We start from the raw sequence: 15611 nt of genomic DNA on the forward strand, positions 1-15611 counted from the left end.
TAGCCGCCGATCCCGTCAGACTCGGACGCATGTTCTCTTTTTGTTCTCTTTCGAAAAGACCTATTCCGCCGCTGTGGACGCCGCAGTCCCGCGTGCCATCCGCGCCCTCGCCAGAGCCTCCAGCAGCTGGGCCGGGCGCACTGGCTTGGCGAGGTGCAGGTCGGCGCCGACCGCCTTAGCGGCCGCGACGTGCTCCTCCATGGCGTTGGCGGTGAGCATGATCAGCAGCACGGGCGGGGCGCCGGCGGCGGCTTCGCGCTCGCGGATCAGGCGGGTGGCGGTCAGGCCGTCCATGACGGGCATTTGCATGTCCATCAGGATCGCGTCGAAAGCCCCGGGGGCGAAGGCGTCCACCGCCTCCTGGCCGTCCTCGACCATGGTCAGGGCGACGTCGAACGGCTGGAGCACGATCTCGACCACCTTCTGGTTGGTGGGGTGGTCCTCGGCGACGAGGACGCGCAGGCCCTCGAGCGAGACCTCCTCCTCCTCGTCCGGCGCCGCGTCCTCGACGGCCCGGATGCGGGCCAGGGGCAGATCGACCCGGAAGATCGCCCCGCGGCCCAGCACGGCGCGCGCGTCGATGCGGCCGCCCATCATCTCGGCCAGGGCGGCGCAGATCGACAGGCCCAGGCCCGAGCCGCCGAACTGGCGGGTGATCGACTGGTCGGCCTGGACGAAACGCTTGAACAGCCGCCGGCGCACGGTGTCGTCGAACCCGACCCCGGTGTCGCTGACGATGAAGCTCAGGCCGTCGTCCGCCGGTTCGACGCTCAGCGCCACCTCGCCGATGGCGGTGAACTTCACGGCGTTGGCCAGCAGGTTGTTGAGGATCTGGCTGATGCGCCCGGCGTCGCCCAGATAGCTGCCCGCCAGACCGGGCTGGATCGACCACCTGAAGTCCAGGTCCTTGGCCTGGGCCGAGGCCCGGTGCAGCTCGGCGACGCCGCCGACCAGGGTGGCCAGGTCGAACGGCGCGGGGGTCAGCTGGAACTGGCCGGCCTCGATCTTGGAGACGTCGAGGATGTCGCTGAGCACCTGCTCCAGCAGACGGCCTGACGAGGTCACCAGGGCGGACAGCTCGCGGCGGCGTTCGGGGTCGGCCTCCTCGGCCAGGCGGTCGCCGATGGCGATGACGCCGTTCAGCGGCGTGCGCAGCTCGTGGGACATGTTGGCCAGGAACACCGACTTGGCCTGGTTGGCCCGCTCCAGCTCGGCGGTACGCTCGGCGACCCGCTCCTCCAGCGAACGCAACAGGTCGATATTGCCGTCGCGCTGGCTGCGCAGGGTGCGGGCCAGGGCGCCGATCTCGTCGGCGCGATCCTCGATGGGCTCGGCCTCGACGACGGCGCCGGTGCGGTGGGCCTCGGCCAGAACCCGCAGCGGCCGCTCCACGGTCAGGCGCATCACCCGATACAGCAGCGCCACCTGGATGATCACCCCGAGCACCCCGAACAGCAGCACCCAGGAGGCTGTCTTGACGGCGGACCACACCAGGTCGCCGGACGGGAAGCTCATCAGGAAATACCAGTCGGGCTCCTTGAGCCGGCCATAGGCGATCACCCGGTCGCCGTTTCGGATGGCGCCCACGTCGGCGCCGAGGGCGCGGATCTGGCCGACGACGTCGGCGACGCCCTCGCGGGCCTGCACCCGGACCAGGGCCTGGGCGTCGACGACGCCGTTCCTCGCCAGGCCGGGCGCGGCGATCAGTTCGCCGTCCGACGAGACGATCATGTTGCGCCCGCCCGGCAGGGCGTCCTCGACGGCCCGCAGCAGGTAGGAATCCAGCGACAGGCTGGTGCCCCAGGCGCCCAGCTGCTCGCCGTGATAGTCGAAGGGCGTCATGCAGGCCGAGTTCAGTCCCCGGCCACTGGGGTCCGACAGCAGCTTGCGCAGCTTGGTGCACTTCATCACCCGCTCGCGATTCTGCTGGGGCAGGGTCAGCAGGGTCATCTCCTCGCCGCTGACGTCGAAGGTCGGCGGGGCCTTGTGGCGATAGTAGGTCAGCCGATCGGGTCGCCGCGGCCCGAACATCACCAGCCGGGTGTCCGGCGTGAAGAAGTAGAAGTTGTCGTAGCGGTTCAGCTCGGCCTCGCCGGTGTGCGACACCACCTGGGTCGCCGCCAGGAACAACGCCTTCTGCTGCGGGGTCAGCTTGTCGGCGTCGCGCAGGTAGCCGCCCACGCCGTAGGTGTAGTCACCGCCGACCACGCCGCCGTCGTAGAGCGCGTCGGCCGTACGGCGGGTGCCGTCGCCCCGCCTGGGGAACTGGGCGTCGAACTCGCGCTCCACCGTTCGGGGATCCAGCGCCTGCAGCCGGCGGGCCAGGGAGTCGGACGCCGCCTCGTGCACCTTGACCAGGTCGGAAAACAACCGGTCCTCGGTCTTGACCCGCTCGGCGGCATATTCGGCCAGGTGGCGCATCTGGGCGTCGGCAGCCGACCGCTGCACGAAGACGAAGGTCACGGCCGTGGCCACGCCCGTCACCGCGATAGACAGGATCGCGACGATCGCCAGCAGTCGCCGCGCGAGCGGCGAAGTAACGTCGGCTATGGCGGCCCGCTTCTCCACGCCTGGTTCGTACCTCAAGAAGGCTCAACAAGGATTTACACGCGGATCAAACACTTAGCGCGCGAGAATGGCTTCGTCGTCTGTTCGGGACAGCTTCGCGGCGACCTCGGCTTTCCCCCCGGCTCGCAACAGTCTATAGGCACGCCGTCCGCGCCGCTCCTTGGCCCTGTGCGCCAAAGAGTCACAGGCGCGCCACCGCGAGAGGAAAGACCCCGCAATGGCCAAGATCAAAGTCGCCAACCCCGTCGTCGACATGGACGGCGATGAAATGACCCGGATCATCTGGAAGCTCATCAAGGATAAGCTGATCTTCCCGTACCTGGACCTGGAGCTCGACTATTACGACCTCAGCGTCGAGAACCGCGACGCCACCAACGACCAGGTGACGATCGACGCGGCCGAGGCGACCAAGAAGCACGGCGTGGCCGTCAAGTGCGCGACCATCACCCCCGATGAGCAACGCGTCACCGAATTCAATCTGAAGAAGATGTGGAAGTCGCCGAACGGCACGATCCGCAACATCCTGGGCGGCGTGATCTTCCGCGAGCCGATCATCTGCCAGAACGTGCCGCGTCTGGTGCCGGGCTGGACCCAGCCGATCATCGTCGGCCGCCACGCGTTCGGCGACCAGTACAAGGCCACCGACTTCCTGTTCCCGGGCAAGGGCACGCTGTCGATCAAGTTCGTCGGCGAAGACGGCGCCACCATCGAGCACGAAGTGTTCAAGAGCCCGTCGGCCGGCGTCGCCATGGGCATGTACAACCTCGACGATTCGATCCGCGACTTCGCCCACGCCTCGTTCGCCTACGGCCTGAACCGCAAGTATCCGGTCTACCTGTCGACCAAGAACACGATCCTGAAAGCCTATGACGGCCGCTTCAAGGACATCTTCCAGGAGATCTACGACGCCCACTACGCCGAGCAGTTCAAAGCCCTTGGCATTCACTACGAGCACCGCCTGATCGACGACATGGTGGCCTCGGCGCTGAAGTGGTCGGGCGGCTACGTCTGGGCCTGCAAGAACTATGACGGCGACGTGCAGTCGGACATCGTCGCCCAGGGCTTCGGCTCGCTGGGCCTGATGACCTCTGTGCTGATGACCCCGGACGGCAAGACGGTGGAGGCCGAGGCCGCCCACGGCACGGTCACCCGCCACTACCGCCAGCACCAGAAGGGCGAGAGCACCTCGACCAACTCGATCGCCTCGATCTTCGCCTGGACCCGCGGCCTGGCCCACCGCGCCAAGCTGGACGACAACGCCGAACTGGCGGCCTTCGCCCACACGCTGGAGAAGGTCTGCGTCGACACCGTCGAGAGCGGCTTCATGACCAAGGACCTGGCCCTGCTGGTCGGCGACAAGCAGTCGTGGCTGACCACCGAGGGCTTCCTCGACAAGATCGACGAGAACCTGAAAAAGGCGATGGCCGCGGCCTGAGCCTTCAAGGTCCCGGACTCTCGCGACGCCTCTCCCGCAAGGGGGAGGCGTTTGCGTTTCAGCCCCTCGCCGGTACAACTAAGGTAGGGTCTTCTGGCGCCGCGACCTCATGCCGCGCGTTCCACGACCTCGACGTGGCGCCTCCGATCGAGAAGTTTCCCTATGGTCCCCGCATGACCGCGATCGCTTGTCTGAAGATCTTCGTGGGCGAGGAACTGGTCTTCGCCGACACCGAAACCATGGCCGGCGTGGTCGCCAAGGTCGCTTCCGCCTACCTGGAAACCCATTGGACCTGGCCGCGCCGGTATGGCCTGGTGGCCCCGTTCTCCTTCGTCCTCGCCGATCCCAGGGCGACCAGCCTGGACGCCGAGGAACTGTGCCGGATGTCCCGGGACCTGCAGTACAAGCTGTTCGGCGAGAACGGCGCGGGCGAGGTCACGCTGCTGATGCTGGAGGGCGACCAGGCCGAGGTCATGCGGTTCGCGGGCACGCCCGCCTTGGCGCTCAAGACCCTGCTGGACGGTCTCGACGACGGCGCCTTCGCCGGGCGCGTCTGCAAGATCACGCCGGAGGGCGCGGTCAGCCTCGCGCCGCCGGACGGCCCGACGGCCGGGGCCCCGCCGGCCGAGGAACTGGCGGCCCTCTCGCCGGATCCGGGCGACATCGACGACTTCCTGCAGGTCGAGTCGCCCCGGACCGGCTGGTGGGGCATCTACTACCTGCCCAAGGAGCGGTTCGTCGGCGGCGGCGTGGGCTGGGGGGCCGAGATCAACGGCGGTCCGGTCACGGACCTCGTCGAGGCGGTGGAGCGCGACCAGGCCTGCCACGAGGCCGCCCTTGTCGAGGCGAAATCCGGCCCGTCCGGATACCTGTTCCTGCCCTTCTGCTTTTCGGCCCTGATCAAGCCCAGCCTGCAGCGGACCTATGAGACCAGCCTTCAGAAACTGCCGCGCGCCCTGCGGCCCAGGCTGGCCGCCAACATCTACGACGTGCCCCGCGAGCCCAGCTACGGCGCGATCAACAAGGTGCGTTCGCTGTTGATGGACCGCTTCTCGCTGCTGGACCTGCACGTTTCCGACCCGGGTTTCCGGATCGAGAGCCTGCAGGTCGGCGCGGTGAACAGCGTGACCCTGGTGCTGAGCGGCGAGGACGAACGGCAGCGCGCGGCGGCGATCACCCGTTTCCTGCGCGATCCGGCCATCTACCGGACCAAGAAGGTCTGGCAGGGCATCGCCGGGGTCGGAAGCCTGCGCGAACTGGACCTCTGCCGCCGGCTGAAGGCCCCTTTCCTCAGCGGCCCGATCGTCGCGCCGGTCTCGGCGAAATTCACGGGCGAGGCGGCGTGCCCGTCGCTCAACCTCCCCTACCGCCATACCGTCTAGGGCCAGCCCTAGAAGGGGCCGCGCTCCGTGTAGAGGGCGGAAAGGCCGAGGAGGCCGCAGTCGGCCTCGAGCACCAGGTAGAGCGGGATGTCTTTCATATAGACGTCCATCCGCCCCTTGGACTCGAAGCGGGCTCGGCACAGGTCCCGGTCGAACAGGTCGGTCCAGCCCAGCATCATCGGGCTGAAGATGTAGACGCCGCTGCGGGCCCCGGCCACCAGCGCCAGATCGCCCGAGACCGCCCCCAGCCAGCCCGAGAACAGCGCGAAGGCCTCACGCGCGATCGGGTCCCCGGCGCGCGCCGCCGCGACCAGCTGGGCGAAATCCCCGGTCCGCGGGACATGGCCGTCCAGGTGGGCGATGGCGGCGGCGGTCTCGAGCAGGCCATCGTCCGACAGCACCCGGTCGGCCGAGACATAGGGATTGGCCAGCCGCAGATGCTCGATGATCGCGCATTCGCGACCGTTGCCCGCCGCCAGGGCGGCGTGCCCGCCTTCGCTGGCCGTGGCTACCCAGCCCACGAACCCGTCCGGGTTCAGGATCGACACCCCCAGGCCCGTGCTCGGCCCCAGGGCCGCCGCCGGCGCCTGTCCCTTCGGCGGCGCCCCGCCGATCTGCTCCAGGGCTTCGGGCCCCAGCAGCGGCATCGCCATGGCGCGGGCGGTGAAGTCGTTGACCAGGCGCACATCGACGACGCCCAGCCGCTCCGACAGCACGTCGGCGTCGAGCCTCAGGCTGGCATGGGTGACCTGGAGGGTCTGGCCGAAGATCGGGCCCGGCGCCGAGAAGGCCGCCCCGCGCAGGGCAGGCCCGCCCCGCTTCGACAGTTCCTCGCCCAGGGCCTCGATCAACTCGTCCAGGGACCTGGCCGGGACCACCTCGATCGTGGCGGGCGGCTCGCCGGCTTCGACGACGGCGAAACGCGCATGGGTTCCATCCGCATCGACCAACAGAAACTTATCGGGCACGGACACACCTCACTGGCCGCCGGGGCGTTGCGCGCCAAGAAACGCGCATTTTCCCTGACTAGAGCAAGCCGTGCGATATGGGAAATCGCACGACGCGCCGCGGATTTCGTTGTCGCGTCGCTTTCGCGGAAAACCCGCCTCCCTTTTTCCGCGCGATGGGCCAGGGCCAGGAGATTCGCTCCCGCAGCCGGGCCCGAGCCATGGGCGGAACCCGAGGCGGCTTGCCCGCGGCGGGGGAATAGGGTGTCTTGCGGCCTTGCACCTTCGCGCGGGGCGGCGATGACCTTTCAGAAGCGGCTTTGGGACCTGGTGGTCCTCGCGATCGTGATCTTCGCCGCCGCCTTCGCCACCGCCCCGTGGTTCGCCTTTCGCGCCCTCAAGGCCGCCGCCCAGTACGAGGACGTGCAGGCGATCGCCGAACTGGTCGACTTCCCGGCGGTGCGCGGGAGCCTGACCGCCGAGCTGAAGGAGACCCCGGCCGCCGCCCCCGCCGAGCCGCCGTCGATCTGGCGCGATCCCTTGAGCGTCTTCAAGCGGGCCATGGGGCCGATCGCCCCGCCGGAGCCCAGGGTCGACCGCTACCTGACCGTCCCGGGCCTGGCGGCCCTGACGCGGGGCTATGCGCCCGGGACCGCACCGGCCATCGCATCCCAGCCCGCCTCCGCCTTCGACAAGGTCAAGACCGCCGTCGCCGGCCCGCACCCCACCATCGTCTACTGGGATCCCAACCGCGTGCGCATCTCGGTCAAGCGGCCGGGCCAGCCCTCCAAGGCGACGGTCTTCACCTTCCGCCGCGACAAGCTGTTCACCTGGCGTCTGGTGCACATCCGCCTGCCCCTGGACGAACGGTAGAGGCCGCTCGGCTGGGGATCCGGAAAACGGCCGAACTTTGACCGCCGCCCGCGACCGATGCTATCGACGGGCGGCCCCTTCGGGCGGAGACCGCCACGCCTTGCGCCCTATGCCGGTGACCCAGTGAACGACCTGTTGCTCGACGTGCCGCAGCGGGTCGTGCCGTTCTTCCTGCTGGTGGCGGGCGGGGTGACCCTGGCCCGGTTGCGGCTGTTCGACGCCCGGATGTCGGCGGGGCTGTCGACCTATGTCTACTGGATCGGCTTTCCGGCCCTGCTGGTGCACTCGCTGTCGCGCGTGGGCGTTCCCGACCGCGCCCTGACCCTGGGCCTGCTGACCTACGGGGCCTGCGCCCTGCTGGTGGTGGCCCTGATGGTGGCGATCGGCATCGTCCTGCGCTGGACGCGCGAGGAGCGGGCCGGGGGAGCCCTGTCGGCCAGCCTGGGCAACAGCGCCTTCCTGGGCCTGCCGATCGCCCTGGCCGTGCTCGGCCCCGAGGCCGCGCGCGTCTCGGCCGGCGTGGTGGCGGTGGACTTCGTGGTCGTGGCGGCCATCGGCGTGGGCCTGCTGGGCTGGGCCGGCGGCCGCTCGACCTGGCGCTCGCTGATGCAGGCCTTGCGCAATCCCATCGTGCTGGCGGCGATCACCGGCTCGGCCATGGCCCTGGCCGGCCTGTCCCTGCCCGGCGTGCTGGACCGCGCGGTGGCCGCGGCCGCCGCCTCGGGCAGCCCCGTCGCCCTGGTCGCCTTGGGCGTCGCCCTGGGCCTGACCGGCCTGCCGGCCGCCGGCGTGCCCTGCGAGCCGACCGACGAGGAGCCCTCGCCCATCCCGCGCTGGGGCCCGATCATCGTCGCCGCCGTCGGCAAGCTGATGGTCATGCCGACGCTGGCCTGGTTCGCCACCGGCCTGGTCGACGCGCCCCTGACCTTCCGCCTGGGCGCCACCCTGCTGGCCGCCACCCCGACCGCGGTCAACGTCTTCATCCAGACCAAGGCCTACAGCGTGTTCGAGCGCGGCGGGGCGCGGATCGTGGCCCTGACCACCGCCATCTCCTGCGTCAGCCTGTCGGCGATCGCGATCCTTCTGGAGCGATACGCGGGGGCGTGACCGCGCTTGGGAAGGCCAGGTCGCTCTCGTCCTTCAGCCCGACGCCGGTCAGGCCCAGCCGCAGGGCCTCGCGGGCATGCCAGGCCAGCTTGAACGCCGCCGCCTCGTAGCTCAGCCCCTCGCCCCTGATGTTGGACACGCAATTGCGCTCGGCGTCGGTGCGGCCGACCTTGGGCGCGAAGGTGACATAGGCCCCCAGGCTGTCGGGCGACGACAGGCCCGGCCGCTCGCCGACCAGCAGGATCACCAGCCGCGCGCCCAGGAGCTCGCCCACGGCGTCGCCCAGCGCCACGCGGGCCTGGCGAGCGACGACCACGGGCGCCAGCCGCCAGCCGGCCTCGCGAACCGCCGGCAACAGGGCCTCGACCAGCGAGGCGGCGTGGGCGTGGACGGCGGTGCTGGACAGGCCGTCGGCGATGACGATCGCCAGGTCGCACGTCCCCCGCGTCCGCGCGGCCAGGGCGATGCGGCCGGCCTCCGACAGGGTTCGTCCCAGGTCCGGCCGCCGCAGATAGGACGCCCGGTCCGGGGCGGCGCTGGCGACCAGCACGGTCTCCAGGTCCAGGGCCTGGATCGCCGCCGCGGTGGCCTCGGCCTCGAACGGCGCATGGACCGCGTCGCGGGCCTGGGCATGGGCCAGGGCGAAGCCCAGCACCTCGGACGTCGGCAGGCTCGCGCCCGTCCGCCCCAGGGCGATGCGCGCCGGAGTGTGGCGGCGCAGGGCGGTCCAGGGATCGGGGGTGACCGGAGCGCTCACCCGCCCGTTCCCGCGGTCAGCAGCGGATGGCCGGCGGCGCGCGGCGCCAGGCGTCCGTCCGCCCCGAGGATCCGCGCCCGCTCCAGCCAGGCCTGGAACTCCGGCGCCCGCTTCAGGCCCAGCAGTTCGCGCACATAGAGGGCGTCGTGGAACGAGGTCGACTGGTAGTTCAGCATAACGTCGTCGGCGCCCGGCACGCCCATCACGAAGGTGACGCCCGCCGTCGCCAGCAGGGTCAGCAGGCTGTCCATGTCGTCCTGGTCGGCCTCGGCGTGGTTGGTGTAGCAGACGTCCACCCCCAGCGGCGCACCCAGCAGCTTGCCGCAGAAATGGTCCTCCAGCCCGGCCCGGATGATCTGCTTGCCGTCGTACAGGTATTCGGGGCCGATGAAGCCGACCACGCTGTTGACCAGCAGCGGCTCGAAGGTCCGGGCGACCCCGTAGGCGCGGGCCTCCAGGGTCTGCTGGTCAACGCCATGATGCGCGCCGGCCGACAGGGCCGAGCCCTGGCCGGTCTCGAAATACATGACGTTGTCGCCCACCGTCCCGCGGCCCAGCGAGCGGCCGGCGTCCAGCCCCTCGCGCAGCAGGTCCAGGGTCACGCCGAAGCTGGCGTTGGCGGCCTGGGTTCCGGCGATCGACTGGAACACCAGGTCGACCGGCGCGCCGCGCTCGATCAGCTGGATCGCCGTGGTCACATGGGTCAGCACGCAGGACTGGGTCGGGATCTCGAAGCGCCGGATCAGCTCGTCCATCAGCCGCGTCAGGTCGCCCAGGACGTTCAGGCTGTCGCTGGCCGGGTTGATGCCGATCACCGCGTCGCCGCAGCCGTAGAGCAGGCCGTCCAGGATCGAGGCGGTGATCCCGGCCGGGTCGTCGGTCGGGTGATTGGGCTGCAGGCGCACGGCCATGGTCCCGGGCAGGCCGATGGTGTTGCGGAAGCGGGTCGTCACCCTGCACTTCGAGGCCGCCAGGATCAGGTCCTGGTTGCGCATCAGCTTGCTGACCGCCGCGACCATCTCCGGCGTCAGGCCGGGCGCGAGGCGGGCCAGGGCGGCGGGCGTCGCCAGCTCCGACAGCAGCCAGTCGCGGAACTCGCCCACCGTCAGCGAGGCGACCGGGGCGAAGGCCGCCGCGTCGTGCCCGTCGAGGATCAGGCGGGTCACCTCGTCGGCCTCGTAGGGCACGAGGGCCTCGTTCAGGAAGGTCTTCAGCGGCACGTCGGCCAGGGCCGTCTTGGCGGCGACGTTGTGCTGGGCGCCGTGGGCGGCGATCCCCGCCAGGGCGTCGCCCGAGCGCGGCGGCGAGGCCGTGGCCATCAGCTCGGCCAGGGTCCCGAAGGTCCAGGTGGTTCCGCCCAGGGTCGCGCGATAGGCCATGACGGCGAAGGTGGCGCCGTTGGCGACGGCTGGGAAGCGGCCGGCCTGGACCCGGGCCCGACAAAACCGACCTGCCGATTTGGCGGGCGCCGCCCGGCCCGGAAACCCGGGTCGGTCTACGACCATGCGAGGCTTGCGCCGACAACGCTGTCAGATACCTTGCCGGGCGCTCCGGACGGGATGCGGGAGGACCCATGCTCAAGACCCTGGCCTTCACCCTGGCGCTGTTCGCCGCCGCCCCGGCCCTCGCCGCCCCGGCCGTGACCCCGCCCCTGACCCTGGCCGAGGTCCCCGAGCCCGCCGGCCCCGCGACCTCGCTGTTCAACGGCAAGGACCTGGGCGACTGGGACGCCTGGCTCGGCTATGCCGACCCGGCCCTGACCTACAGGCATCCGCCCGTCGCCCCGATCGGGGCCGGTCCCCGGAGCGCCGAGATCTTCAAGGTGGTGGTCGAGGACGGCCGCCCGGCGATCTATGTCAACGGCAAGACCTGGGGCAGCCTGGTCCACCGGGGCGACTTCCGCGACTACCACCTGCGGCTCCAGTACAAGTGGGGCAAGGGTCGCTGGGCGCCGCGCGAGGCCCAGGCGCCCAACAACGGCCTGCTCTACCACTCGCACGGCGCGCCCGGCGCGGTCTGGGGCACCTGGAGCCAGGCGGTGGAGTTCGAGATCATGACCGGCTCGATCGGCATGGTCGTGCCGGTGGGCGAGGCGATCAGCGCCACCACGACGGCGGTCGACGACCCGGCCCTGATCGAGCCCAAGCTGCGGTTCTCGCCCGCCGGCCGCGCCGTCACCGCCAAGGGCGACACGGCGCTGTGGAACGTCGAGGCCTACAGCGACGCCGAGAAGCCGGCCGGTGAATGGAACACCCTGGACCTCTACGTGCTGGGCGACCGCGCCATCCACGTGGTCAACGGCGTGCCGGTCATGGAGGTCCGCGACCTCAAGGCCGACGGCGCGCCCCTGACCCACGGCGCGATCCAGCTGCAGTCGGAGGGGGCCGAGACCTTCTTCCGCGACATCACGCTGGAGCCGATCACGGCCTTGCCGAAGATCGCCGCCCCGTAAGCCTCAACTTGACCGCAAGCCTGACCGTGGCAAGCTCGCGACATGCCCCGCCCGTCGCACCGCCTCGCAGCCGCCCTCCTGCTGACAGGTCTGCTCGCCGCGTCCGCGATCCGGGCGGAGGAGACGGCGTACCGAGGCGCGCGGGCGGAAAACACCCGCCAGGTCGGCCCGTTCTCGGTCTGGTGCGCCCGGGCCGGCACGCTGTCGGGACTGGATCACGAGGAATGCCGGATCTGGATCGAAGAGGGCGCCAACGGGATCAACGCCTGGCGCACCTATGACCGCATGCACGTCTACATCCACGGCGCCTGGTGCCGGAAGACCCCTCCCCTGACGCCCTCGCCCGCCACCTCGCTGGAGCGCCGCGATCTGGCCGCCAAGACCGCCGTGACCCGTCTCCAGCGCGCCTTCGACGCGGCGGCCGACGCGTGCGGCGCACCGCGACGCACCTTTCGCCAGACCGACCTTCGCGCCTTGCTGCGCTTTACCTCGGGCCTGACGAACGAGGATTTCGGGGCCGGGTCAGGCGGCCCGTCCTAGTCGGCGATCACCCGAACACCGCCACCTTGAAGACCATGTTGGCGATCGCCGCGAGAATGTGCGGTCCCGCCCGCCCCGGTCCATCGGGGTATCCCCCGGTTTGCATCCCGGGATATCCGCAGAGAAGATGGTAGGCCTGGAGGGACTCGAACCCCCAACCAGACCGTTATGAGCGGTCGGCTCTAACCATTGAGCTACAGGCCCCCGAGACTCGAAAAAGGCGCGCGGCCCCTTCGGGAGGACGGGTCGATTAGCATGGGCTGCACGCGGCTTAAAGGTCCGGTTCAGGTTGAGCCTGTCAGGAATGCCACCGTCCGTCGTCGGCCGCGCTTGCCGTGGCCGGCGGACGGGACGATCAAGGTCGCGGCGCCTGTCCCCCAGCCGCATGGAGAATAACGATCATGACCGCCCTGACTGCCGCCCGCCCTTCGATTCCCCTGGCGGCCTCCTTCGCCCTGGCGGCCGCCCTGCTGGCGTCCGCGGCCGCCCTGCCGGCCAAGGCCCAGACGGCGGACGCGGCCTTCCGCGCCACGACCCTGAACCTGTCGGCCTTCGGCGAGAGCAAGGTCACCCCCGACCTGGCGACCATCACTCTGGGCGTCCAGACCGACGGCGCGACCGCCGCCCAGGCCCTGTCGGCCAACGCCGCCCAGATGACCAAGGTCGTCGCGGCGCTGAAGAAGGCCGGGATCGCCGAGCGCGACATCCAGACCTCGACCCTCAACGTCAATCCGCAATATGTCTACGTCCAGAACGAGCCGCCCAAGCTGAACGGCTACCAGGCCAGCAACCAGGTGACGATCCAGGTGCGCGACCTGGCCAGGCTGGGCCAGACCGTCGACGCCACGGTCAACGCCGGGGCCACCAATGTGGGCGGCATTAGCTTCGGCCTGCAGGACCCCAAGGCGGCCGAGGACGCGGCGCGGCTCGACGCGGTCAAGGCCCTGCAGGCCAAGGCCGACCTCTACGCCCGCGCCACCGGCTACAAGATCGTCCGCCTGGTCAGCCTGGGCGAAGGCGGCGGCTACACGCCCGCCCCGCCGATGCCGATGTACGCCATGGCCAAGATGGAACGGGCCGCCGACAGCAGCCCGGTCTCGGCCGGCGAGCTGAAGGTGCGGGTCGACGTCTCGGCGACCTATGAACTGGTGAAGTAGGCTCCAGATCCCTCTCCCCTTGCGGGAGAGGGTGGCCTCGCGGAGCGAGGTCGGGTGAGGGGTTTAAGGCCGAAAGAAGCCGCGTCCGATCGAAAGACCGGACGCGGCTTTTGCCTTTGAGAGCCCCCCATCCGTCGGCTTCGCCGACACCTTCTCCCGCAAGGGGAGAAGGAAATTAAAGCCCCGCCTTGGCGAACGCTTCCTCGACCCGCTCCCCGACCTCGCGGCCCGGCAGGGCGCGTTCGCCCTCCATCACCGCGACATAGGACAGGCCCGGGTCCGGCTTGCCCTCGCCGACCGGCACGGGGCCCATGGCCCAGCCGACGGTGTTGACGCCCGGCCCCGACGGGCAGCTGACGAAGCGGGCCGGCTTGCCGACCGCGCCCTCCAGCACGGTCTGGGCCGTGGTGACGGCGCCGCCACAGGTCGGCAGGTTGCGGGCGCAGGTGATGTAGCCGCCGCCGGTCCAGACCACCTTGCCGGCCTTGTCGGCCAGCAGGACGCAGGTGTTGGGCCCGCCGATGGCGCGGCCGACGGCTTCCGACAGCTGCTGCTCGTCGACGCCCTTGGGCAGCTTGGGCGCGCAGCCGGCGAGGACGAGCCCCGCCGCGATCAGCAGGACGGTCGGGATTCGCACGCTCAGGCGGCCTTCTTGATGCGGTTGCCGTCTTCCAGCAGCACCACGGTCGGGGCGTAGTTGCGGGCCTCCTCGGCCGGCATCTGGCAGTAGCTGACCACGATGACGATATCGTTCTTCTGCACCAGGCGGGCGGCCGCGCCGTTGACGCCGATCACCTTCGAGCCGCGCGGCGCGGCGATGGCGTAGGTGGTGAAGCGGGCGCCGGTGGTGATGTTCAGCACGTCGACCTGTTCGTTGGGCAGGATGTTGGCGGCGTCCAGCAGGTCGGTGTCGATGGCGATCGAGCCTTCGTAGTCGAGGTCGGCCTGGGTGACGGTGGCCCGGTGAAGCTTGGCCTTCATCATCGTCAGCAGCATGGCGATATCCCCTTATCTTTTTGAAACATTTCGGGATTTCCCGGGCCGCCACACACATGACCCGCGATCAGTCCCGGCCATATAGCCAGGAAGCGGCGCGCGTTCAATCAGGGTGCGACAAAGCGGTCGCTCCCGGCGGGTCTCTCCGCGGACGCTGAACGCGGGGACGCGCGGCGGGGCGTGGGCCCCCGCACGTCCCCCAGGGTCAGGGCCGGACCTCGAACACCAGGTTGAACGGGGTCTGGGCCACGCGACGGAAGCGGGTGAAGCCCGCGTCCATGCAGACCTGGCGCAGGCGCGCCTCGCCCGCCTGGGCGCCCAGGCCCAACCCCACCTCCTGGCTCAGCGACGCCGGGGTGCAGAGCATGGTCGAGGCCGCGTAGAACATCCGGCCGACCGGGTTGAGGTTGTCGGTCATCTCGTCGTTGGCGAACGGCTCGACCAGCATCCACGTGCCGTCGGGACCGAGGCAGGCGCGGATATGGGCCGCCGCCCCTACGGGATCGCCCATGTCGTGCAGCGCGTCGAAGATGCAGATCAGGTCATAGTGGTCGCCGGGGAAGGTCTTGGCCATGGCGGTCTGGAACACCGCGCGGTCGCCCAGTCCGGCGGCCTGGGCGGTCTCGCGAGCCCGCTCGACGGACGCGGCGTGGTAGTCGAAACCGAAGAACCGGGAATTCGGGAACGCCTGAGCCATCAGCAGGGTCGACGCCCCGTGGCCGCAGCCCACGTCGGCGACCACCGCCCCTTGCCTCAGCTTGGCCTCCACCCCCTCCAGGGCCGGTATCCAGCTCGACAGCAGATTGGCGTTGTAGCCCGGCCGGAAGAACCGCTCGGTCCCCCGGAAAAGGCAGGCGTTGTGCTCGTGCCACCCGACGCCGTCGCCGGACTTGAAGGCGTCGGCGATCTTCGGCTCGTCGCGGAACATGGCGGCGATCACGTCGAAGCCGCCGGCCAGGAACACCGGCCCGCCCTCGTCGGCGAACACCATGGTCTGGACGGGGTCGAGAAAGAACAGGTGCTCGTCCTCGTCATAGGTCACGTAGCCGGCGGCGGCCTGCCCCGCCAGCCATTCGCGCACGTACCGCTCGGTCGTGCCGGTGCGGGCCGCCAGCTGCGCCGGCGTGGCCGGGCCGCCGTCCGCCAGGGCGCGGTAGAGCCCGAGGTGATCGCCCAGCAGCACCAGGGCGGCCGACATCGCCGCCCCCATGTCGCCGACCATCTTGCCCATGAAATCGTCGAGGGCGGCCGGACTGGGCTGCGGAAGCGGCCCCGAGCGGTCGGTGGGTGGGGGATGTTGTTCGAGCATGATGACCTCCGATCATCGGCGCATGGCGCGGCCGGGCCGTGGTCACACTGTTCGGCCCGAAGACGCGAAAGGACGCTGATCCTACGCC

At 70.2% G+C, this 15611-nt stretch carries 14 protein-coding genes and 1 tRNA gene; 7 read left to right on the forward strand and 8 right to left on the reverse strand.

What is annotated here, in order from left to right:
* Positions 1-60 precede the first annotated feature (60 nt).
* A complete protein-coding gene (locus tag AC07NX_RS00235; protein ID WP_494638051.1) occupies positions 61-2586 on the reverse strand; it encodes an ATP-binding protein in 2526 nt (841 codons plus the stop codon).
* A gap of 199 nt (positions 2587-2785) precedes the next feature.
* Between AC07NX_RS00235 and AC07NX_RS00240 the strand changes: the two genes are divergently transcribed.
* Entirely contained in the window at positions 2786-4003 is a 1218-nt protein-coding gene (locus AC07NX_RS00240) for an NADP-dependent isocitrate dehydrogenase (protein WP_494638053.1), read from the forward strand.
* Positions 4004-4176: 173 nt separating this feature from the next.
* Positions 4177-5385, forward strand: a complete 1209-nt coding sequence (locus tag AC07NX_RS00245) for a hypothetical protein (RefSeq protein WP_494638055.1) — start codon at positions 4177-4179, stop codon at positions 5383-5385.
* A gap of 8 nt (positions 5386-5393) precedes the next feature.
* Here the strand turns inward: AC07NX_RS00245 and AC07NX_RS00250 are convergent, their stop codons facing one another.
* Positions 5394-6353 (reverse strand): glucokinase, encoded by a 960-nt coding sequence (locus AC07NX_RS00250; RefSeq protein ID WP_494638057.1) that lies wholly within the window; start codon positions 6351-6353, stop codon positions 5394-5396.
* 279 nt (positions 6354-6632) lie between these two features.
* Between AC07NX_RS00250 and AC07NX_RS00255 the strand changes: the two genes are divergently transcribed.
* Positions 6633-7205 (forward strand): DUF2939 domain-containing protein, encoded by a 573-nt coding sequence (locus tag AC07NX_RS00255; protein ID WP_494638059.1) that lies wholly within the window; start codon positions 6633-6635, stop codon positions 7203-7205.
* A 123-nt stretch (positions 7206-7328) separates the two neighbouring features.
* Positions 7329-8312: an AEC family transporter gene (locus tag AC07NX_RS00260; protein ID WP_494638061.1), complete on the forward strand. Its 984-nt coding sequence runs from the start codon at positions 7329-7331 to the stop codon at positions 8310-8312.
* On the opposite strand, the gene eutC is transcribed toward AC07NX_RS00260, so the two are convergent.
* A complete protein-coding gene (eutC, locus tag AC07NX_RS00265) occupies positions 8263-9069 on the reverse strand; it encodes an ethanolamine ammonia-lyase subunit EutC (protein ID WP_494638063.1) in 807 nt (268 codons plus the stop codon). The genes AC07NX_RS00260 and eutC overlap by 50 nt on opposite strands.
* Positions 9066-10574 carry an ethanolamine ammonia-lyase subunit EutB gene (locus AC07NX_RS00270; protein ID WP_494638066.1) on the reverse strand — a complete coding sequence of 503 codons (1509 nt, stop codon included), beginning with the start codon at positions 10572-10574 and terminating at the stop codon, positions 9066-9068. The genes eutC and AC07NX_RS00270 overlap by 4 nt, the downstream gene beginning before the upstream one ends.
* Positions 10575-10642: 68 nt before the next feature.
* On the opposite strand from AC07NX_RS00270, the gene AC07NX_RS00275 reads away from it, so the two are divergent.
* Positions 10643-11521: a 3-keto-disaccharide hydrolase gene (locus AC07NX_RS00275; RefSeq protein ID WP_494638068.1), complete on the forward strand. Its 879-nt coding sequence runs from the start codon at positions 10643-10645 to the stop codon at positions 11519-11521.
* A 42-nt stretch (positions 11522-11563) separates the two neighbouring features.
* Entirely contained in the window at positions 11564-12061 is a 498-nt protein-coding gene (locus AC07NX_RS00280; RefSeq protein ID WP_494638070.1) for a hypothetical protein, read from the forward strand.
* 128 nt (positions 12062-12189) lie between these two features.
* Here the strand turns inward: AC07NX_RS00280 and AC07NX_RS00285 are convergent.
* Positions 12190-12265 (reverse strand) — tRNA-Ile (locus AC07NX_RS00285).
* A 197-nt stretch (positions 12266-12462) separates the two neighbouring features.
* Between AC07NX_RS00285 and AC07NX_RS00290 the strand changes: the two genes are divergently transcribed.
* Complete coding sequence (locus AC07NX_RS00290; protein WP_494638072.1) at positions 12463-13218, forward strand: SIMPL domain-containing protein; 756 nt, start codon at positions 12463-12465, stop codon at positions 13216-13218.
* Positions 13219-13393: 175 nt separating this feature from the next.
* On the opposite strand, the gene AC07NX_RS00295 is transcribed toward AC07NX_RS00290, so the two are convergent.
* From AC07NX_RS00295 to AC07NX_RS00305, 3 genes are all read right to left on the reverse strand, one after another.
* Entirely contained in the window at positions 13394-13855 is a 462-nt protein-coding gene (locus tag AC07NX_RS00295; RefSeq protein ID WP_494638074.1) for a hypothetical protein, read from the reverse strand.
* A gap of 2 nt (positions 13856-13857) precedes the next feature.
* On the reverse strand, positions 13858-14214 hold the full coding sequence (gene panD / locus AC07NX_RS00300; protein WP_035071061.1) for an aspartate 1-decarboxylase: 357 nt from the start codon (positions 14212-14214) through the stop codon (positions 13858-13860).
* Positions 14215-14419: 205 nt separating this feature from the next.
* The gene (locus AC07NX_RS00305; RefSeq protein WP_494638077.1) at positions 14420-15523 is read right to left on the reverse strand and encodes a class I SAM-dependent methyltransferase; all 1104 of its coding nucleotides are present in this window, start codon (positions 15521-15523) and stop codon (positions 14420-14422) included.
* Positions 15524-15611 lie beyond the last annotated feature (88 nt).

This window comes from Caulobacter sp. GW821-FHT09A05, assembly GCF_059418465.1.

Excerpts from the sequence above, each read along its gene's own strand:
- AC07NX_RS00240 (WP_494638053.1), top strand. The coding sequence starts at position 2,786 with ATGGCCAAGATCAAAGTCGCCAACCCCGTCGTCGACATGGACGGCGAT.
- AC07NX_RS00255 (WP_494638059.1), top strand. The coding sequence starts at position 6,633 with ATGACCTTTCAGAAGCGGCTTTGGGACCTGGTGGTCCTCGCGATCGTG.
- AC07NX_RS00270 (WP_494638066.1), bottom strand. The coding sequence starts at position 10,574 with ATGGTCGTAGACCGACCCGGGTTTCCGGGCCGGGCGGCGCCCGCCAAA.
- AC07NX_RS00280 (WP_494638070.1), top strand. The coding sequence starts at position 11,564 with ATGCCCCGCCCGTCGCACCGCCTCGCAGCCGCCCTCCTGCTGACAGGT.
- AC07NX_RS00305 (WP_494638077.1), bottom strand. The coding sequence starts at position 15,523 with ATGCTCGAACAACATCCCCCACCCACCGACCGCTCGGGGCCGCTTCCG.
- panD (WP_035071061.1), bottom strand. The coding sequence starts at position 14,214 with ATGCTGCTGACGATGATGAAGGCCAAGCTTCACCGGGCCACCGTCACC.
- AC07NX_RS00245 (WP_494638055.1), top strand. The coding sequence starts at position 4,177 with ATGACCGCGATCGCTTGTCTGAAGATCTTCGTGGGCGAGGAACTGGTC.
- AC07NX_RS00275 (WP_494638068.1), top strand. The coding sequence starts at position 10,643 with ATGCTCAAGACCCTGGCCTTCACCCTGGCGCTGTTCGCCGCCGCCCCG.
- AC07NX_RS00290 (WP_494638072.1), top strand. The coding sequence starts at position 12,463 with ATGACCGCCCTGACTGCCGCCCGCCCTTCGATTCCCCTGGCGGCCTCC.